Source organism: Mesorhizobium sp. B2-4-14, assembly GCF_006442155.1.
Classification (GTDB): domain Bacteria; phylum Pseudomonadota; class Alphaproteobacteria; order Rhizobiales; family Rhizobiaceae; genus Mesorhizobium.
On the sequence record NZ_VFVA01000021.1, the window covers coordinates 40,421 to 59,706 of the forward strand.

The window sequence follows — 19,286 nt, forward strand, 5'->3', positions numbered from 1 at the left end:
CGTCACCGGCCCGGGTCCGGTCCCCATCGTCCACGCACTTGCGACGGAAATCCGGCGACAATTTGTCTTCCGGAGTTTCGCGTGTTTACCTCAACCACTCGTTAAGGGCAACGCGCGGGCGGATTTGCATCGCCCAGCGTGGCATTTGTGCACCTTTTTTTGGCTGCATGCGTGTCGTTGTCCCAAACCGCTACATACTCTTGGGCGACATGCATCAGAGTCTACCGATCGCTTTCAGCTCATGCAGCACCGCGGCGTCGCGCGCCGAGACGCCAGGAAAGGCGGGATCCTGCCCGACATCGGCCGTGTAGCGCCAGGAACGCGCGCATTTGACCAGGCCGCGGTCCTCGGCCTTCTCGACGACCACGGCGACGCCCTTGACGTCGTCGAGCGTGAAAGCGCCTTCCGGCGCCTGGCCATGGGCAATCACGAGATCACTGGTGATCGCCATCTCGGCCATATCGATGTCCGATATCGCCGCCTCGAGCCCAGCGTCGTTGATCGTCACGACAGGCACGGCCTCAAGCGAGGAGCCGATCACCTTCCGGGCACGCGCGATCTCGAGCGCGCCGGTGACGACGCGGCGCACCTGCCGCACCTTGCGCCATTTCTCCGCCAGCGCCTCATTCTTCCAATCCGTCGGAACTTCCGGGAACTGGTCGAGATGCACCGACACCGCATCGGGATGACGGTCGAGCCAGGCTTCTTCCATGGTGAAGGGCAGCATCGGCGCCAGCCATTTCACCAGGCAATCGAAGAGATGACGCACCACCTGTATCGAGGCCTGGCGCTTCACGCTCGACGGCGCCTCGCAGTAGAGCGCGTCCTTGCGGATGTCGAAATAGAAGGCCGACAGTTCGACCACCATAAAATCGAGCAGCGCGCGGGTGATACGCTTGAACTCGAAGGCGTCGTAGCCCTGACGCACCACCTCGTCGAGCTCGGACAGCCGATGCAGCATCAGCCGTTCCAGCTCCGGCATCTCTTCCAGCGGCACGGTCTCGCCATCGTCATGGGCGAGCGTGCCCAGCATCCAGCGAATGGTGTTGCGCAGCTTGCGGTAGGCGTCGATGTTGGTCTGCAGCACGTTCTTGCCAAGCCGCTGGTCTTCCCAATAATCCGTAGTCACCACCCAGAGCCGCAGGATGTCGGCGCCGGACTGTTTGATGACGTCCTGCGGCACGACGGTGTTGCCGAGCGATTTCGACATCTTGCGCCCGTCCTCGTCCATGGTGAAGCCATGGGTGACGACAGTGTCGTAAGGCGCCCTGCCCCTTGTGCCGCAGCTTTCGAGCAGCGAGGAGTGGAACCAGCCGCGATGCTGGTCGGAGCCTTCGAGATAGACGTCGGCAGGCCATTTGAGATCAGGACGGTCCTCCAGCGTGAAGACGTGCGTCGAGCCCGAATCGAACCAGACGTCGAGGATGTCCATCACCTGCTTCCATTTGGAGGCGTCGTGATTGCCGAGGAAACGCTCCTTGGCGCCGGCGGCGAACCAGGCGTCGGCGCCCTCGTTCTCGAAGGCATCCATGATGCGCTGGTTGACGGCGTCATCCCTGAGCACATTGCCGTCCGCGTCGGCGAAGACGGCGATCGGAACGCCCCAGGCACGCTGGCGCGAGAGCACCCAATCCGGGCGTTCCTCGACCATGGCGCGGATGCGGTTCTGGCCGGCGGGCGGCACGAAGCGGGTGTCGTCGATGGCCTTCAGCGCGCGGCTGCGCAGCGTCGTGCCGTCGCCGAGATCCTTGTCCATGTAGACGAACCATTGCGGCGTGTTGCGGAAGATCACCGGCTTTTTCGAGCGCCAGGAATGCGGATAGCTGTGCTTCAGGCGGCCGCGCGCAAACAGCGCGTTGCGCTTGATCAGCTCGTCGATGACCGCCTGGTTGGCGTTGCCCTTCTTGCCATTGTCGTCAATGACGCGCGCGGGCCCGCCCTCGCGGTCGGGGCCGAACCCCGGCGCGTCCTTGGTGAAGAAGCCGGCATCGTCGACCGTGAAGGGGATGACCGTGTCGATACCGCGCTGGCGAAGGTCCGGCGCCGCATCCATCCAGGCGTCAAAATCCTCACGTCCGTGGCCGGGCGCCGTGTGCACGAAGCCGGTGCCGGCATCGTCGGTGACATGATCGCCGGCAACCAGCGGCACCTGGAATTCGTAGCCGCCGCCGAGACCCTTGAAGGGATGCGAAAGCACAAGACTTCCAAGCTGTTCGGCCGAAACGCCATGAAGGCGATTCAGGGTGATCTTGGCCTTGGCCTGACTTTCCTCGGCCAGCGCATCGGCAAAGATCAGCTTCTCGCCCGGCTGCGGGCCAAAGGCGTTTTCGGCGGCCGTCACTTCGTAGAGGCCGTAGGCGACGCGCGGCGAATAGCTGACGGCGCGATTGCCCGGGATGGTCCATGGCGTCGTCGTCCAGATGACGACATGAGCATCCAGCAGGTCCAGCGACCGACCGCTCAGGTCGGGATCGAATTCGGCCGGCTGGCCGTCGACGACGCTGGCGACGACAAGATTGGCCACCGGAAATTTCACCCAGATCGTGTCGGACTCATAGTCCTGGTATTCGATCTCCGCCTCGGCGAGTGCCGTGCGCTCGACAACGCTCCACATCACCGGCTTGGAGCCGCGATAGAGCTGGCCCGACATGGCAAATTTCAGCAGCTCGCCGGCGATGCGCGCCTCGGCGTGGAAAGCCATGGTCGTATAGGGGTTCTTGAAATCACCGACGACGCCAAGCCGCTGGAATTCCGTCCCCTGAACGTTGATCCAGTGCGCGGCGAAATCCCGGCATTCCTTGCGGAACTCGTTGATCGGCACCTCGTCCTTGTTCTTGCCCTTGGCGCGATACTGCTCCTCGATCTTCCATTCGATCGGCAGGCCGTGGCAGTCCCAGCCCGGCACGTAGTTCGAGTCGTAGCCGCGCATCTGGAACGAGCGGGTGACGACGTCCTTGAGGATCTTGTTCAGCGCGTGGCCGATATGGATGTTGCCGTTGGCGTAGGGGGGGCCGTCATGCAGCACGTACTTCTCGCGGCCGGCAGAGCTGTCGCGCAGCTTGCGGTAGAGGTCCATATCCTGCCAGCGCTTGACCAGCACCGGCTCCTTCTCGGGTAAGCCGGCGCGCATCGGGAAATCCGTCTGCGGCAGGTAAAGCGTTTTGGAATAGTCGATCGTCGCGGTGTCCAGTGTTTCGTCGGTCATTGGTCTGCCATGTGCGTGCCGGGCCATGCGGCCTGCGGCGTTGATTTTACTTCCGCGCCTGTCGTTTTCCCAAAACCGGGGCCACTTTTGGGCGACATGCCTTGATGATCTGGAAAAGCGCGACGGGTCGCGCGCAAGATTCCCGGCGGCTCCGACAGCCTTCAGGCCGCCAGGAACACCGGGCTGGTAATTCGTATCCTCGGCGCGTGAAGGCGCGAAAAGCTCGTCATTGGTCGGCTTTTAGCGGAGATAGGCGCAGGAATAAAGCGTCTCGTTCGATTCGCTTACATCTTGAAGTCGAAGCGATAGGTCGTCGACACGCCGACCATGAACTGGTTGCGGTCGCCGCGCTCCCTGACTAGGCTGGAATCGGCCGCCGGACCTTTCAAGCGCGAATATTCGCCGAACAGGCTGGCCGTCATCGGATCGGTCACCTTCCAGGTCACCGCGCCGCCGAGGCCGACGGATTTAAGGCCGCCGCCAGGATTATATTGGCTCAGGCCCGAGGCCACGGCTTCCTGCGCGTCGACGCCGTAATAGGCGTCGAAATATTTGGCCGAGGCAAAGGACACCCGCGGCCCGCCCGAAATCCTGACCGTTGGCGTCACATCGTAGAAGGCGTCGGCTGCGATATCGGCGACAAAGCCGTTGTGAGCACGGATGCCATGCCGCAATTCGGCGCGCGCGCGCATCCAGTCCGTCGGATAAAATTCGAAGAAGCCGCCGACTTCGCCGCCCCAGCGGACCGGATCGAGGCCTTTGAGCTCGTCGGCATCGCTGTCATCGCGTGAGAACAGGAATTTGCCGGTCAGGCCGGCGCGAACGCCGCCATCATCGATAAGCGCCAGCGAAATGTTGTCGTTGCGCGACGTGAAGCGTACCGCGGGACCCGCCTTGCCCAAGGAGATGATGGGCTGGGCGCTGAGCATGTATTTCTTGCCGCCCTCGAAATTCGGCGCGACCAGGCCCGTGGCGCCGACCGTGAGATACCAGTCGCCGGACAGCCAGCCAAAAGCGCCGTCGCCGGCCTCGGCCGCGCCTGACGTCGCCAGCATGATGGTGGCCAAAGCTACCGAAATCTTCCCGACCGGACTCATGACCACTCCACTACACGATACAACTATCCTGCGGCGACAGCTTTGACGAGGCTTTGGTAAAATTTGATTTAAGGGCGAGACATCCGGCCCGCATTGCCCTGCACCATCGGCGCCACCGGTTGGCGGTGGACTGGCACCGAAGCTAACTTCGTCGCATACTGGCAGACCTCAACGGAGGTGGCGACATGACTTTGCACGGCGATACACTGAAGAACGCGATCGGCCAGACGCGAGACAAGTGGGGATGGTTTGTCGGTCTGGGCGTGGTGCTGCTGATCCTCGGCGGCATCGCCTTCGGCAATCTGTTCATCGCCACGGTGGCTTCCGTCTATGTCGTGGGATGGCTGATGCTGGTGGCCGGCATCATCGAGATCATGCATGCCTTCGGTGTGAAGACCTGGGGCCGCTTCTTCTACTGGCTGCTCAGCGGACTGCTTTATGCGGTGGCCGGATTTTTCGCTTTCGACAATCCGTTGCTGGCCTCTGCGGTGCTGACCTTCCTGCTGGCCGTTGCGCTTGTCGCTTCCGGCGCGCTGCGCGCCTGGGTCGGCTACAGCCACCGCCCGGAAAGCGGCTGGGGCTGGATCGTCGCGGCCGGTGTCATCAGCGTGCTTGCGGGCCTGATCATCGCCATGGGCTGGCCGGTCAACAGCCTGTGGGTGCTCGGCATGTTCCTGGCGATCGACCTGATCTTCCAGGGCTGGACCTTCATCGCGGTCGGCCTTGCGCTGAAAAAGTAAGGTCTCGTCTGCGCAGTCCTTCAAGCGAAGCCCGATGCCGAAAGACGGTGATCCCGGCCGAAAGCCGGCACCGGGTTTCGGGATCATGCCTTAAAACGCCACTGCCGCGTCCAGACTGGACAGCGGCTTGACGCCGGCAAGCAGCGCGCGAGCCTCGGCTTCGTCCCGCCTCATCTGTACGACCAGTGCATCCAGCCCGTCGAACTTGATCTCGCTGCGCAGGAAGCCGAAGAACGACACCTGGCAGGTCTCGCCATAGAGATCGCCGGAAAAATCGAAGACGAAGGTTTCCAGAAGCGGTGCGCCATTATCGTCGACGGTCGGGCGGCGGCCGAAGCTCGCGACACCATCGTGCAGCGTGCCGTCAGCGCGGCGAAAGCGGACGGCATAGATTCCTTCCTTGAGAGTGGCCTCCGCGGCAAGCCTCATATTCGCGGTCGGAAAGCCTAGCGTTCGCCCGAGCTGCTGGCCGCCCACGATCTCGCTTTCCACCGTGAAGCGATAGCCGAGCAGACTGGCGGCTTCGGCTATCTCGCCATCGCACAGCAAGCCCCGGATTCGGCTTGACGAAACCACCTCGGCACCCTCGTCTCGAAAGGCGTCGACAAGCGTGACGCCGAAACCATGGCGCTCGCCGGCCGCCATGAGATAGGCCGGCCCGCCCTGCCGGTCCTTGCCGAAATGGAAATCGAAGCCGGTCACGGCATGAGTGATGCCGAGCGTCCTCTCCAAGACATCGGTGATGAAAGCTTCCGCTGACAGCGAAGCGAAATCCCGCGTGAAGGGCTGCTCGACGAGCGCGGCAAAGCCCAGCAACGACAGGAGGCGCGCTTTCATTGGCGGCGGCGTCAGCACGAACAGCGGCATGTCCGGCCTGAAAACCTTTCGGGGATGCGGCTCGAAAGTCAGCACCAAGGCCGGCACGCCACGCCGCGTGGCCTCGGCCAACGCCCGTTCGAGCACCGCCTGATGGCCGCGGTGGACGCCGTCGAAATTGCCGATCGCGACGACACCACCACGCAGATCGGCGGGCAGCGGCGCGGTTGCTGAAAGATGCTGGAAAGCCACCATTGTCACCTACTGCAGTCTGGCTATGACGGACACCGGACGATAGCCGTGCCGTTCCAGGAAGAGCCCGAGTTTTGCCGGATCCGGCCGCAAGGCGTCGCCATAGTCGCGGGCGTGAATGCCGCCAGAGACATAGAGAACGTCGAAGCCATTGTCGGCCGCGCCCTTGACGTCGGTCATGATGCCATCGCCGATGGCCAACACCTGCGAACGCTCGACTGGCCGTCCGAGAACCTCGGCCACCTCCTTCATCGCGACTTCATAGATCGGCGCGTAGGGCTTCCCGGCGATCAACGTGCGACCGCCGAGTTGGGCATAGTCGCGTGCCAGGGCGCCGGCGCACCAGATGATCCGTTCGCCGCGCTCCACCATGATATCGGGGTTGGCGCAGATGAACGGCAGGTTCCTGGCGCGCAATCGCCGCAACAGTTCCGCATAGTCCTCGGGCTTTTCGACCTCGTCGTCGAACAGCCCGGTGCACACGACGCCGGCGGCCTCGAATTCCTCGACGAGCTCGACCTCCAGGCCATCATAGAGGGTCAAATCGCGGTCAGCGCCGATGTGGAAGACTTTGCGTGGGCCCTCCGCGATCAGGTCGCGGGTCACGTCGCCCGACGTCACCACACGGTCGTAGGCCGACGGGGGAACGCCGATCACGCTCATCTGAGCCACGACATCGGCGCTGCGGCGGGGCGAGTTGGTGATCAGGACAACCGGAATACCGGCCGCCCTCGCCCTCGCCAACGCGGCGGCGGCTGCCGGAAAATGCCATTCGCCGTTGTGAACGACGCCCCAGACATCGCAGAGAATCGCCGAATAGGCTTTCGACGCATCTTCGAGCGAGCCGACGATCTCAGGCGAATCCGCCATGCCGTTTCCTTCAATGTAATTGTTGCAAGTGCCAAGGCCGACGGTTCGCCGCAGCCGGTCCGAATTATCCGAACCGGCCCATGCTGTCACCAGCTTTCGCCTGGAGATCGACGCGAACCGCCGCCTGTCCGCCCGATCGGCGCCTTCGATTGACGGCAAAATCCGCGACCGGGGCGATGTTTGGTTAACGAGCCTTGAAGGGGAGGCTTGATTCTGGACTCGACCGGTCAACGTTGAACGCGGCCGACAAGGAGACGATCGATGCGCTGAAGTCCTGCTCGTCGGATTCGCGCTTCTAAGCCACACGGCCTTTTTGGCACAACGTCTGTCGCCGTCAAGCTCTTGCGTGCGCCTGCCGTGACAGGCACATATCGCTCGGAAAAATCGCGCATCCAGCGCGGCCCGCTGGGGACGAACAATGCCCGAAACCGCCAATCACCTCGCCTTCGCGCTGGTCTGCCTCGGCATGGTGCTGACGCCAGGCCCGAACATGATTTACCTGATCTCGCGCTCGCTGTCGCAAGGGCCAAAAGCAGGGCTGATCTCGCTTGGCGGGGTCGCTGTCGGCTTTCTGTTCTATGTGCTGTCGGCCGCGTTCGGCATCACGGCGCTGCTGCTTGCCGTGCCCTATGCCTACGACGCCCTGCGCTTTGCCGGCGTGCTCTATCTCTTGTGGTTGGCCTGGCAGGCCGTGAAGCCCGGCGGACGCTCGCCATTCCAGGTGCGCGAACTGCCGAAGGACAGGCCACGCAAGCTCTTCGCCATGGGATTGATGACCAATCTGCTCAACCCCAAGGTGGCCGTCCTTTACCTGTCGCTGCTGCCGCAGTTCATCAACCCCGGCAAGGGTCATGTCCTGTCGCAGCTTCTGGTGCTCGGCGCGACGCAGATATCGATCAGCCTCAGCGTCAATGCCATCATTGCGGTCACCGCTGGCTCGATCGCCGCCTTCCTGGCTGGACGGCCATTATGGCTGGTGATTCAGCGCTGGATTATGGGAACCGTGCTGACGGCGCTGGCGCTGAAGATGGCGACCGACGCGCAACGCTGAAGGCGTCCTACATTGGCCGACGGATCGGCCGGATCTGCGCCGGCTCGACCACCTTGCGGTACAGATGCCAGGTAGCATGGCCCAGGATCGGCATGACGACGGCCAGCCCGGCAAACAGCGGGATAGAACCGATCACCAGCAGCACGGCGACCGTCAGGCCCCACAGCGCCATCTGCAGCGGGTTCGCCATCACCGCGCGGGCCGATGTCTCGATTGCCGAGACGGCGCCGACATCACGGTCGAGCAACAGTGGGAAGGCGATCACGGTGGTGGCCAGCACGACCACGGCGAAGACAAACCCCACGGCATTGCCGGCGATGATCAACGTCCAGCCCTTGCTGGTCGTCAGAACGTCACGCAGGAAGGCGCCGACGGAAGCTGGTGGCTGGTCACCAAACTGGCTGGTGTAGATCGACTGTGCCGTGAACAGCCACAAAAGGAACAGGGCGAACAGCATGATGCCGATGGCGGCGATCGAGGGCAGCGCCGGGGAGCGACGGACATCGAGGGCATGCCGCCAGCTGGTGTTCATGCCGAGCTCGCGGCGGCGGCTGATCTCGTAGAGCCCGATGGCGGCGAACGGGCCGACCAGCGCAAAGCCCGACATCAAGGGATAGACGAGCTGGATGGCATTGGAGCCCGACGACCACCGGGTGAGGATCAGGCCGACGATCGGGTAAATCAGGCACAGGAACACGTAGTGGGATGGTTTTGCCCAGAAATCTTCTGCGCCGAGCCGCAGCGCGTCCCAGAGGTCGGAGGTCGTGATGTGGCGCACCGTGGGCTGCACATGCATTCCGCGCGCGTCCGCCATGACATGAAAGCCGGCCATAACCTTCCTCCGTTTTTCTCGGGGGGCGATCACCGCCTAGGGTGGCCGCCCGTAGCTGCCACTTCAAGAACGCCGGCATCATAGCCGATCTTCCCGGGATTGTCGCCGCATGGACGGCATTTCGCCTCTCCTCACGCGATTTTCATTGCCCAGCCCGGTAAAAGCCATGATCGCGACTATGTCAGGCAAGCATGACCGCTGAAAAAATCGAAATCCGTCAAGCAGGCCTGAACAGGCGCATGTGGCTCAAGGCAGCCGGCCTCGTGGCCTTGGCCGGGCTGGCCGCCTGCGGCACCGTTTCTGTGCCGACCGGTCAAGGTGCGGGGGTCTCCTCCTCCGCCACCGGCACGCTGGCGAGCTTGCGCGCGACCGCGGGACTGGGGCCACTGGTTCCCGATGCACAGCTGGAACAAGCAGCACTCCAGCAGGCCGGCTACATGGCGTCACGGGAGCGCATGAGCCATACCACAGGTTGGGGCAAGGATTTCGCTTCGCGCATGAAGGACAACGGAGTGCGAGGTGCCGCGGCCGAGAACATCGCCGAGGGCCGCTTCGACCAGCAAAAACTGTTCGACATTTGGATGCATTCGCAGGGCCACCGGCGCAACATGCTCGACCCGGATTTCAGCCGCTTCGGGCTTGCCTATGTCCGGGACGGACGTGATCCTAATCTGCGCTATTGGGCGCTGGTTCTCGGCAGGTAGGCCCCTATTTTGGTCGTCGCCTTGAATTTCCCCATCAGGTAGGGACCGGAGCGCACCGGCTCGTATTTCGGCGCTTCGTGCCTTTGACCACGCCGCGTCGATCACCGCCTGCGGAATTCCGTGGTTGGTTACAGCCAGAACCCAGTGTCGCGGCAGATGCGATCGACTTCGACGGCGAGCGCCTTCTTCTCGTCAGTGCTGGCGTTTCGAACCGCCCGGGATCGAATACCGGAAAGTGTCGGTCCGCCTGCCGCCGGGCCTAGTCCATATGCGCTGCAGGCGCGCCGCCGGCCGGACCGGCCGTCGGCTTGCGCAGCAGGAAGACAAACGGGATGGCGAGCAGCGTCATCACCATCAATATTTTGAAGTCGTTGACGTAGGAGATCATCATGGCCTGGAGATTGACCATGCGGTCCACCTCCGACAGCGCCATTGGATCGCCACCCGCCGCAGCCGGCGAGACTGCCCAGAGATTGGGGTTGAACGGGCTGATGAAGGCGGAAAGTTCGGCGTGATTGACCTGCGTGTTGCGCACCAGCAGCACGGTCACGACCGAGACGCCGATCGACGAGCCAAGATTGCGCACCAGGCTGAATAACGAGGTTGCGTCGGTGCGGTAGCGTGCGTCGAGCGTGGCGAAGGCAACCGTCGACAGCGGCACGAATACCATTCCCATGCCCAGGCCCTGGATCACCCCGGAGCTGATGATCAGCCAGTTGTCCATCTGCGGCGTGAAGCTGGCCATGGTGTAGAGCGACTGGGCGGTCAGGAGAAAACCGATGACGACGAGAATTCTGGCGTCGATCTTGCCCATGATCCGTCCAACGGCGAGCATCGAAATCATCGTGCCGACGCCGCGTGGTCCCATGACGATGCCGATGGTGACGGTCGGATAGCCGAAGATGGTGGACAGCATCGGCGGCAGCAGCGACATGGAAGCCAAAATCAGCACACCCATGACGAAGATGAACGCCAGCCCGGTCACGAAATTGCGGTCGAGGAAAATCTTCGGATCGATGAAGGGATGTTCCGATGTGACCGTGTGAATGATGAACACCCAGAAGCCGGTGATCGAAAGCCCCAGCTCGATCCAGATCTCGACCGAGGAAAACCAGTCGACCTCGCCACCGCGGTCGAGCAGCAGCTGCAGCGCGCCGACGCCGAGCGATATCATGGCAAAGCCGAAGAAATCGAAGCTGCGCACGCGCCGGGCAACGACCGGCAAATAGGCGGCCATGCCAAGGAAGGCGACGATGCCGACCGGCAGGTTGATGAAGAACACCCAGCGCCAGTTGAAGTTCTCGGTCAGCCAGCCGCCCAGCGTCGGACCAAGGATCGGCCCCAGCATGATGCCGGCGCCCCAGATGGCCATTGCCTGGCCGTGACGTTCCTTGGGATTGATGTCGAGCAGGAAGGTCTGCGACAGCGGCACGATCGCGGCGCCGAACACCCCTTGCATCAGCCGGAAAAGCACCATGGTTTCCAGGCTCCACGCCAGGCCGCACAGCATGGAGAAGATGGTGAAGCCGACCACCGCCGTCAGGAACAATTCCTTGCGGCCGAAGCGATCGGCAAGCCAGCCGGTGACCGGCGTCATGATGGCGGCGGCCACGATATAGGAGGTCAGCACCCAGTTTATGTTGTCCGGGGAGGCGCCGAGATCGCCGGTCATCGTCGGCAGCGCGACATTGGCGATGGTCGTGTCGAGCGCCTGCATGATCGTCGCCAGCATGAGCGCGACCGTGATCAGGCCGCGATGCGGCACTTCTTTGAAGGGTTCGGGCGTGCTCATGCGCGCAACTTCCAGCAGGTAACAAAAACGTGTACACAGGGTTTCCGGGCGGCAAGGCCTTCCCTGAGAGACCTTCATCGCGGTGGGACGCGATTATCGATGTGGGGGTTACATCGACCGAAAGTCTCGAGTGAGCGGATGCCTGCCGCCCGGAAACATGAGGACCGACGGGGCGGTGTCGAAGATTTCAGGTGTCGGCCAAACCACGACGCGGCTCGAACCAGGCACTGGTCCTTCCCGCTCCTCCCATCAGACCAATCCTGCTATTCGCTTCCACCCGCCTGGTCCTCGCGGGCTTCCGCCGACTTACTGCGCGTGCTCGCCAGCCGTTGCGTGACCGAATATAGCCGGAAAACCGCGGGCAATCCCGGTATCGACTGTGACGGAGACGCTCATGCCGGTACGCAGAGCCATCTTGGCGTCGGGATCGGTCAGTTCCAGCCGCACCGGGATGCGCTGCGTGACCTTGACCCAGTTGCCGGTGGCATTTTGCGCGGGCAGCAGCGAGAATTCCGCACCGGTTCCCGCACCGATCGCCTTGACGGTCGCCTCGAAGGTCCTGCCCGGATAGGTGTCGACGACGATCTCGGCCTTCTGCCCCGGCTTCATGTTGGTGAGCTGGGTTTCCTTGAAATTGGCATCGATCCAGGTGTCGCCGGTCTCGACCAGAGAAAACAACGGCGTGCCGGAGCCGACAAACTGGCCGACCTTGAAGGACGAAGCCTGGGAGATGACGCCATCGGCGGGCGCCTTCACCGTGGTCTGCGCCAGGTCGTATGCGGCCTTGTCGCGGGCGGCGAGCGCCGACATCACGGTCGGATGCTTGTCGGTTTCGATGTCGGGGTTGCCGCCGAGGGCGGCCTTGGCGCTGATGATGCCCTGCTGGGCAACGGCAAGCTGCTGCTTTGCCTTGTCGAGATCGTTCCTGGCCTGGTCGAGTGAAGACTTGGCGTTGATGCCCTTCTGGGCAAGATCGGCGGCACGGCCATACTGCGACTGGGCGTAGTCGACCTCGCTGCTGGCGGACTTCTCCTGCGCCATTGCCTGGCTGTAAGCGGCGCGCAGCTGCTCGACATTGAGGCGCGCGGCAGCAACAGCCGCGTCGGCCTGGGCAAGCGCGATCCGGTAAGGCTCGGGATCGATGGCGAACAGGAGATCGCCCTGCTTAACCATCTGATTGTCCGATATGGCGACCTGAACGATGCGTCCCGCAGTGTCCGAGGCGATCGACACCTTGGCCTGCTGCAGGTTGGCGTTCTCCGTCTCCTGATAGCGCCCGCCGGTCACCCAGACATAGCCGCCGCCGATGACCAGGGCCGCCGGCAAGGCGAACATCAGAAAAAAACGGCCCATGCGGCGCTTCTTCGGCGCTGGCACTGGCTGCACGGGAGGAGCGACGGCAACAGGAGCAGCAGCCGGCTGGGCCGGTGCTTCCATCTCCACCTTGGGGGCGCTCTCGCCTATTTTGGCTACTGCGTTCATGCTGCTGCGCCTTCTGTATTCTTGACCTTTTCGTCCGACGATGAATCGCCATCCGCGAGATTTTGCGCCATCGCATCGAGCGACCTGATCAGGATGCGACGGTCCTCCGACGAAACGCCGACAAGCGATTCCTCATAGACCTCGCCGGCGAGGCTCTTGACCTCGGCATAGGCCGCGCTCGCCTTGGCGGTCGGAAAAATCATCCGCACTCGGCGGTCGGCGGCGTCGGCGCGGCGTTCGATCCACCCGCCCTCCTCCATCCGGTCGACAAGGCGCGAGACGCTGATGGGCTCGATTTCGAGCAATTCCGCGAGCCGGGCCTGGGAGACCCCCGCCTCCTTGGCGACACGCACCATAAGGCGCCACTGCGCCGACGACAGGCCAAGCCCGCTGGCGCGCATCTCGAAGCGCTTGCGCAGCAGACGCTGTACGTCGTGGATTAAAAATCCCAATCTATCGATGCCATCAGAAACCATGAGCGATACTTATAATAAGCGTGCTTACTATTCAAGGTGCCAAATCGCAATGGAAGCCGGCAAATGTGCAGGACAGCCATGCGACACGGTCATGGTTGGCAAGAAGTAAGCGTCGTGAGCTTTTTAGAAGGAACCTGACAAGGGCAGAACCGAACGTTCTCACAGGCGATTTCGAACGACCATCGTGACGACGAAGAACGCGCCGAGCGAACTGGTGATAATGCCGATCGGCAATTCCTGTGGCGGCAGAAGCGTGCGGGCCAGAAGATCGCTTGCCAGCAAAAGCACCGCCCCAAACAGCGCGCAGCTTGCGATCAGACGCAAATGCAAGGGGCCGGCCAGCGGCCGCGACAGATGCGGGATCATCAATCCGACAAAGCCGATGACGCCGGCGACCGAGACCAGAATTGCCGTCGAGAAGGCGGCGACGAGGAATGTCGCCCTGCGCATCCTTGCCACGGGCACGCCAAGGCTTTCGGCGGCACTTTCGCCGGCCAGGAAGGCGTCCAGCCTGCGATGGTTCCAAAGCCCGTAGGCCGCGATCGTGCCGGCGCCCAACGCGCCCAGCCACACATTGTCCCAGCGCGCCAGCCCAAGCCCGCCCATCGTCCAGAACAGCACCGAATGGGCCGCGCGCTGGTCTCCGGCAAAGACCAGGTAGTTGGTCAACGCCGTGAACATGAAGGAGACGGCAAGCCCGGCAAGGATCAAGCGTTCCGGGCCCTGCCCCCTTACCCGCGCGACCAGCAGCAGTACGATGCCCGCTGCCAGCATGCCGCCGGTGAAAGCCGCGATCGGCAAGGTCCAGATGCCGAAACTGTCACCAAAGACGGTGATGACGGAAACCGCGCCCGCGGCGGCCCCCGAAGACAGGCCGAACAGGAAGGGATCGGCGAGATCGTTACGCGTCACCGTCTGCAGCAACGCGCCGACCATGCCGAGGCCCGCGCCGACACAGACCGCCAGGATCGTGCGCGGCAGCCGCAGATCGACGACGATCTTGCCGACCGGGCCAGACACCTCATGTTCGCTCAACCCGACGGCATGGCCAAGTGCGGCAACGACGTCGCTCAGCGGTATCAGCGTCGAACCATAGGCGATCGACAGCAGCACGAGAGCGGCGGTCGCCACCGCGCCCGCCGCCATGGCCAGCGGGAATGCCCTGTGCCCTGAGAGCGCGCCGGATTTGTGCTTCAGGGCGAGATGCATCAGAACGCTTCCGGATGCATCGCCCTGGCGATCTTGCCGATGGCTTCGATGTTTGCCGGTCCGGGCGTGAGTTCGGCATAGCGCAGGGCCACAAAACGCTCGTTCTTGACCGCGTCCGTCTCTTTCATCGCCGGATGCGCCTTCAGGAAATCAAGGAGTTTCGTGTAACCGCCGCCATCCTGATAGTCGAGCAGGATGAGGAATTGCGGATTGCGCGACGCCACGGTTTCCCAATCCGTGTTGCCCCAGTTCGTCTCCATGTCGGCCATGATGTTTTCGCCGCCGGCCGCCGTGATCATGGCACTCGGGATGGCGAATTTTCCGGCGGTGAACGGCTTGTCCTCGCCTGAATCATAGAGGAACACCCGTGTTCCATTGCGGGCGCCGACCTTGGCGGTAATGTCGGCGAGTTGCGCCTTCCATCCGGAGACAAGCCTTTCCGCTTCTGTCTCCTTGCCGAAGATCTTGCCCAGTTTTTCGACATCGCCGTAGAGAAGGTCCAAGGAGGCTGCCGGGCGGTTCTTGTCGAGATGGACGCAGCTTTCCGTCAGCACCAGCGTCTTGATGCCGTGCGGCGCGAGCGTGTCGGGAGTCACGTCGCCGCCCGGCTTCATGCCGTAGTACCAGCCCCCGAAAAAGAAATCGGGCTCGACCGCGACGAGGTTTTCGAGCGTCGGGTATTTTGGCGCCAGTTCCGGAATGGAACCCTGCTCGGCCTTGAATTCGGGGCCCACCTTGTACCATCCGGTGATGCCGGTCAGTCCGACGATCGACGGCTGCAGTTTTAGCGCGAAGGCCATTTCGGCCATGTTGAGATCATGAATGACGGCGCGCTTGGGAGGGGCATCGAAGGTCAGCGGCCTGCCGCAACTGTCGACGGTGACCGGGAAGGCGAAGGCTGCCGACGCCAGCAGCGAGAAGGCGAGCGACAGGGCGAGGCGTTTCACGATTTTTGCTCCTTGGTTGAACTGTGTCGGATGAAAGTTGGTTTCGGTCAGGAAGGCGCGGCACGGTTCGGAACATCGAACACGGTCAGTTCGCGGTCCTCCGTGGGATGGCGCAGGCGAAACACGTCGACGCCGAAAATCTCGCGGATCAGTTGTTGCGTCAGCGCTTCGCGCGGCGCCGCCAGCGCATGGAGCCGGGCTTCGTTCATCACCGCTACCCTTGTGGCGAACGGCGCCACCAGCGCCAGATCGTGCAGCACCGCGATCACCGTCATGCCGAAGCCAGCCACGAGTTCGAGCAGTTCCGCGCGGGCGCGCGGGTCGAGATGGTTGGTCGGTTCGTCGAGGAACAATACTTTCGGTTCCTGGGCGATGGCGCGCGCAAGCTGGGCGCGTTGGCGTTCCCCGCCCGACAGCGAGCCAATGGTGCGGCCAAGCTGGGGCAGCAAACCGGTCCGGCGCAGCGCGTCCACGACAATGTCGCGTTCCTCGCTCCTGTGTTTCAAGCCGGCATGCGGGACGCGGCCAAGCTCGACATAGTCGATCACCGCCAGCCGCGGATCCGGCTGGTCGGTCTGGCCGACGACGGCGATGTGAAGGGCCCGCTCGGCCGGCGAAATCCTGTCGAGGCGGCGCCCGCCGAGTTTCACCTCTCCGGAACTTGGCTTGAGCATGCCGGACAACATGCGCAGCAACGTGGTCTTGCCGGCGCCGTTGGGGCCGATAATGGCGAGGCGATCGCCGATGGCCATGGACAGGCTGACCGCGTGGACCAGATTCCGCCCATTCGCCACCGCGCCGAGATCGCGCGCCTCGAGAAGCGGCACCGTCATCGGCTGTCTCCTGCTGGCTCGTCCGCTACCGGGATGCGGGCCAGCGTCTTGCCGGCCAGTCGCGGCGGACGTTGTCCGGCATTGCACCAGCCGTCGGGGAGCGAGGCGTAGAGCCTGGCAAATCGCACGAGATCGCCGGCATCGGCTTCCGCATCGATGGAGCCGAAGAGATAGGCGGCCTTGCCGGGCGCCTGGAACGCCACCGCCAGCGGCCGCGCACAGCCTGCCATGCACGCCACCCCCTCGACCGTGAAACCCTGCGCCACCGCGAGTTCGGCGTGGGTCGACAACCGCGAGCGCAAATCGGTGCACAAAGCTTCGCCCGACCTGGTCCCTGTCGGGATGTCGCGGCAAAGCGTGCACACGATGATACGGTGAATGCGATCTATGGCGGCGCCCAACTTTCCGTCTTTCTCGATTGGCGACGGAAGGATGTTGGCGGTCGGTCATCAGACCGACGTCCACGTCTCCTCCCGGCACACCCCGTCCGGTCAACTCCGTGATGGCAGGTCTCCTGGCTCGCGGGTCTCGGCGCAATCCTGCCTTCCCAGCCTCGCCGGCCAGTGGCATTTCGGATCTCGCTCACCGCTTACAGTTGCGGGGGCAGCCACGGCCTCGATCCCAGGCGGATCTCACCGTGTTCCCTTTTCACCCCTCGCCTTTCGACTCGGGGACCATCACCATTCCACCCTAGTTTTCCCCGGATTGCATCGCAACGGATTTCTCGGTTGCCACGACCGGAGCTGAAGCCGCGTGCGACCACGCATCTTTATGTAATAACATAACGCAATAACGCATGAGGCGCGGCGCTGTCAAGCGAGGGGCTGTCAGCCATCTGTCGAGCGAATTGCGCGGAGTGCGCAATTTCGATCAAATTGGCCAAGCGCGGAAAGCCGGATGATTTCAGGTCGAATCGACCTGAAATCTGAATCCGCTTCTAATCAAAGAGATAGGGCATGACGTCGTCTGAAAACCGCTTCACACTTTTCGGCATCATGCTCTGGCGGAAGATCACAAATCAAGATTCCAGTTCTGACCAACCAGATCCTTGCCGAAGGAATGGTGAGGTTCTTCCTCGATCAATTTGAAGCCGGCGGCCTGGTAGATATGCCGGGCAGCGGCGAGAATGTCATTTGTCCACAAGGTCAGCGTCTTGTATCCCCTGGCGCGGACAAAGCCGATGACTTCCTCCACCAGTCGCTTGCCGATGCCGAGGCCACGCGCCGAAGGCTCGACATAGAGCAAACGCAGCTTCGCCACCTGATCCGACTTGCGTACGACGAAGACCGAGCCGACGACCTCGCCTTCCCGCTCGGCGATCCAGCTGCGCTCCCATTTCGGATCGTAGGATTTCACGAACGCCGCGAGGATTTCGGCGACCAGCGCCTCGTAGGTTTCGTCCCAGCCATAGTCCTGGGCATAGAGCAGCCCTTGCCGGCGGGTGATCCAGCCGATGTCGCCGATCTGCAGCGGCCTCAACAGATAGGGGATCGTTGGCTCGGCATTTTCGGCGAGTAGACGCTGCACCGTCTGCATGGATTTGACCAGCCGGTCTTGTTCCGATGCCGGCAGCCGATCGAGCAGGGCCCGGACCTGATCGTGCGATTCCTTGTTCAGCGGTGCGAAGGCATTCCTGCCCGCCTGCGTCAACGCAATCGACGATTGCCTCGCGTCCGAAACCAGCGTCGCTCTGGAGATGAGGTGAAGGCGTTCGAACTTTTTCAGCAAACGGCTGACATAGCCGGCATCGAGGCCGAGATCGCGTCCAAGGTCGGTCGCGGTCAGGCCATCGCGATGCGCCAACTCGTAGAGCACACGCGCCTCGGTCAGGGAGAAGGCGCTTTTCAGCAGCCCTTCGTCGAGCAGCCCGATCTGGCGGGTGTAGAAGCGGTTGAATGCCCGCACGACATCGATCCGCTCATTGGCCGCATCATTGCCGGGCTGATGGTGAACCGTCATTGACATCTCCTGTCTTTACAGGATCAATCATTTACTTGACTGAGTCAACTATCTTGAGCATCCGACGTGTTCACATCATCGGCAACACCGGCCAACGATCCGCAAATCCTGCCGCCGGATAGCACCGCGATCGGCCCGAACTGCTGCAGCACGGCCGCGCTCTGCGTCGGCCGCAGGAACGCGTAATCGCCTGGCCTGATGGCCGTATCGGCAGGCAGGCCCATGAATTGTTGTAACCGATGTCAACAGGCGGGAGCGGCGTGAGGGCGATCCTGGCCGGTCGCTGGTCTATCTCGCCCGACGAATGAGGCCTTCAAAGCCGTCGGCCAGATCGGAGGCGCCGGCCGTGAACATCTTCACGAGGTTCTGGGGACGGCCGGGAGTCTTGTTGGCATCAAGGAGGCCCTGCCCTCATGCAGAACGAAATCGAATTTTCCGTAGTCAAAGCCGAGTTCACGTCGCCGCGGCGGAACGTTGCCCGCTTCTGGTCCTCGGTTCGGCCAAGCTTCGGTAAGTTCACCATCATGATGGAAAGAGGCACTCGGCGCGCCTTGACTCTGGCAGGCCAGCAGCCTATCTCATCGCCACGTTAGCACTCGCCACTGGTGAGTGCTAACTACAGGTCCGGCGCCGCCGGACTTTGTTGTTGTCCGGCTTCGCCGGATGGAGGAACTGTTTCTCACCGTTCTCATCGAGGAAGAAAAAATGGCAAAGTCGAAGTTCCGCCCGCTTCATGACCGCGTGGTCGTTCGCCGGGTCGAATCCGAATCCAAGACCGCCGGCGGGATCATCATCCCGGATACGGCGAAGGAAAAGCCGCAGGAAGGCGAGATCATCGCCGTCGGCTCCGGCGCCCGCGACGAAAGCGGCAAGCTCGTTCCGCTGGACGTCAAGGCTGGCGATCGCATCCTGTTCGGCAAGTGGTCGGGCACGGAAGTCAAGCTCAATGGCGAAGACCTTCTGATCATGAAGGAATCCGACATCATGGGCATCATCGGCTGATTATCGGCCTTTCCGTCAA

At 62.8% G+C, this 19,286-nt stretch carries 18 protein-coding genes and 1 riboswitch; of the genes, 4 read left to right on the forward strand and 14 right to left on the reverse strand.

Going from position 1 to position 19,286, the window contains the following annotated elements; translation table 11 throughout:
* Positions 1 to 214: 214 nt before the first annotated feature.
* Both ileS and FJ938_RS18620 read right to left on the reverse strand, forming a co-directional pair.
* Entirely contained in the window at positions 215 to 3,205 is a 2,991-nt protein-coding gene (ileS, locus tag FJ938_RS18615; RefSeq protein ID WP_140696138.1) for an isoleucine--tRNA ligase, read from the reverse strand.
* A gap of 284 nt (positions 3,206 to 3,489) precedes the next feature.
* Entirely contained in the window at positions 3,490 to 4,302 is an 813-nt protein-coding gene (locus tag FJ938_RS18620) for a MipA/OmpV family protein (protein WP_140611276.1), read from the reverse strand.
* A gap of 185 nt (positions 4,303 to 4,487) precedes the next feature.
* Between FJ938_RS18620 and FJ938_RS18625 the strand changes: the two genes are divergently transcribed.
* Entirely contained in the window at positions 4,488 to 5,042 is a 555-nt protein-coding gene (locus FJ938_RS18625; RefSeq protein ID WP_140696141.1) for an HdeD family acid-resistance protein, read from the forward strand.
* A 90-nt stretch (positions 5,043 to 5,132) separates the two neighbouring features.
* Here the strand turns inward: FJ938_RS18625 and FJ938_RS18630 are convergent, their stop codons facing one another.
* On the reverse strand, positions 5,133 to 6,113 hold the full coding sequence (locus tag FJ938_RS18630; RefSeq protein ID WP_140696144.1) for a bifunctional riboflavin kinase/FAD synthetase: 981 nt from the start codon (positions 6,111 to 6,113) through the stop codon (positions 5,133 to 5,135).
* Between the two features lie 6 nt (positions 6,114 to 6,119).
* Complete coding sequence (locus FJ938_RS18635) at positions 6,120 to 6,980, reverse strand: TIGR01459 family HAD-type hydrolase (protein WP_140696147.1); 861 nt, start codon at positions 6,978 to 6,980, stop codon at positions 6,120 to 6,122.
* Between the two features lie 418 nt (positions 6,981 to 7,398).
* On the opposite strand from FJ938_RS18635, the gene FJ938_RS18640 reads away from it, so the two are divergent.
* Positions 7,399 to 8,031, forward strand: a complete 633-nt coding sequence (locus FJ938_RS18640) for a LysE family translocator (protein WP_140696150.1) — start codon at positions 7,399 to 7,401, stop codon at positions 8,029 to 8,031.
* A gap of 7 nt (positions 8,032 to 8,038) precedes the next feature.
* On the opposite strand, the gene FJ938_RS18645 is transcribed toward FJ938_RS18640, so the two are convergent.
* On the reverse strand, positions 8,039 to 8,863 hold the full coding sequence (locus tag FJ938_RS18645; RefSeq protein WP_140696153.1) for a DUF2189 domain-containing protein: 825 nt from the start codon (positions 8,861 to 8,863) through the stop codon (positions 8,039 to 8,041).
* 191 nt (positions 8,864 to 9,054) lie between these two features.
* Here FJ938_RS18645 and FJ938_RS18650 point away from each other — a divergent pair, with 191 nt between their 5' ends.
* Positions 9,055 to 9,567, forward strand: a complete 513-nt coding sequence (locus FJ938_RS18650) for a CAP domain-containing protein (RefSeq protein ID WP_140696156.1) — start codon at positions 9,055 to 9,057, stop codon at positions 9,565 to 9,567.
* A 259-nt stretch (positions 9,568 to 9,826) separates the two neighbouring features.
* Here FJ938_RS18650 and FJ938_RS18655 read toward each other — a convergent pair whose 3' ends face one another.
* The 9 genes from FJ938_RS18655 to FJ938_RS18695 form a co-directional block, all read right to left on the reverse strand.
* Entirely contained in the window at positions 9,827 to 11,359 is a 1,533-nt protein-coding gene (locus FJ938_RS18655) for a DHA2 family efflux MFS transporter permease subunit (protein ID WP_140696160.1), read from the reverse strand.
* A 306-nt stretch (positions 11,360 to 11,665) separates the two neighbouring features.
* Positions 11,666 to 12,841, reverse strand: coding sequence for an HlyD family secretion protein (locus FJ938_RS18660; protein WP_140696163.1), 1,176 nt, complete (start codon positions 12,839 to 12,841; stop codon positions 11,666 to 11,668).
* A complete protein-coding gene (locus FJ938_RS18665) occupies positions 12,838 to 13,317 on the reverse strand; it encodes a MarR family transcriptional regulator (RefSeq protein ID WP_140696165.1) in 480 nt (159 codons plus the stop codon). The genes FJ938_RS18660 and FJ938_RS18665 overlap by 4 nt, the downstream gene beginning before the upstream one ends.
* A gap of 159 nt (positions 13,318 to 13,476) precedes the next feature.
* On the reverse strand, positions 13,477 to 14,526 hold the full coding sequence (locus FJ938_RS18670) for an iron ABC transporter permease (protein WP_181169131.1): 1,050 nt from the start codon (positions 14,524 to 14,526) through the stop codon (positions 13,477 to 13,479).
* Positions 14,526 to 15,473, reverse strand: coding sequence for an ABC transporter substrate-binding protein (locus tag FJ938_RS18675; protein ID WP_140696168.1), 948 nt, complete (start codon positions 15,471 to 15,473; stop codon positions 14,526 to 14,528). The genes FJ938_RS18670 and FJ938_RS18675 overlap by 1 nt, the downstream gene beginning before the upstream one ends.
* 47 nt (positions 15,474 to 15,520) lie before the next feature.
* A complete protein-coding gene (locus tag FJ938_RS18680; RefSeq protein WP_140696170.1) occupies positions 15,521 to 16,306 on the reverse strand; it encodes an ABC transporter ATP-binding protein in 786 nt (261 codons plus the stop codon).
* Positions 16,303 to 16,707 carry a DUF1636 family protein gene (locus FJ938_RS18685; protein ID WP_181169132.1) on the reverse strand — a complete coding sequence of 135 codons (405 nt, stop codon included), beginning with the start codon at positions 16,705 to 16,707 and terminating at the stop codon, positions 16,303 to 16,305. Before FJ938_RS18685 ends, FJ938_RS18680 begins: the two co-directional genes overlap by 4 nt.
* 85 nt (positions 16,708 to 16,792) lie before the next feature.
* Positions 16,793 to 17,000, reverse strand: a riboswitch (cobalamin riboswitch).
* A gap of 317 nt (positions 17,001 to 17,317) precedes the next feature.
* Entirely contained in the window at positions 17,318 to 18,265 is a 948-nt protein-coding gene (locus FJ938_RS18690; protein ID WP_140696173.1) for a helix-turn-helix domain-containing GNAT family N-acetyltransferase, read from the reverse strand.
* Positions 18,266 to 18,309: 44 nt separating this feature from the next.
* Positions 18,310 to 18,489, reverse strand: coding sequence for a hypothetical protein (locus FJ938_RS18695; RefSeq protein ID WP_246673402.1), 180 nt, complete (start codon positions 18,487 to 18,489; stop codon positions 18,310 to 18,312).
* 481 nt (positions 18,490 to 18,970) lie between these two features.
* On the opposite strand from FJ938_RS18695, the gene groES reads away from it, so the two are divergent.
* A complete protein-coding gene (groES, locus tag FJ938_RS18700; protein WP_010915433.1) occupies positions 18,971 to 19,267 on the forward strand; it encodes a co-chaperone GroES in 297 nt (98 codons plus the stop codon).
* Positions 19,268 to 19,286 lie beyond the last annotated feature (19 nt).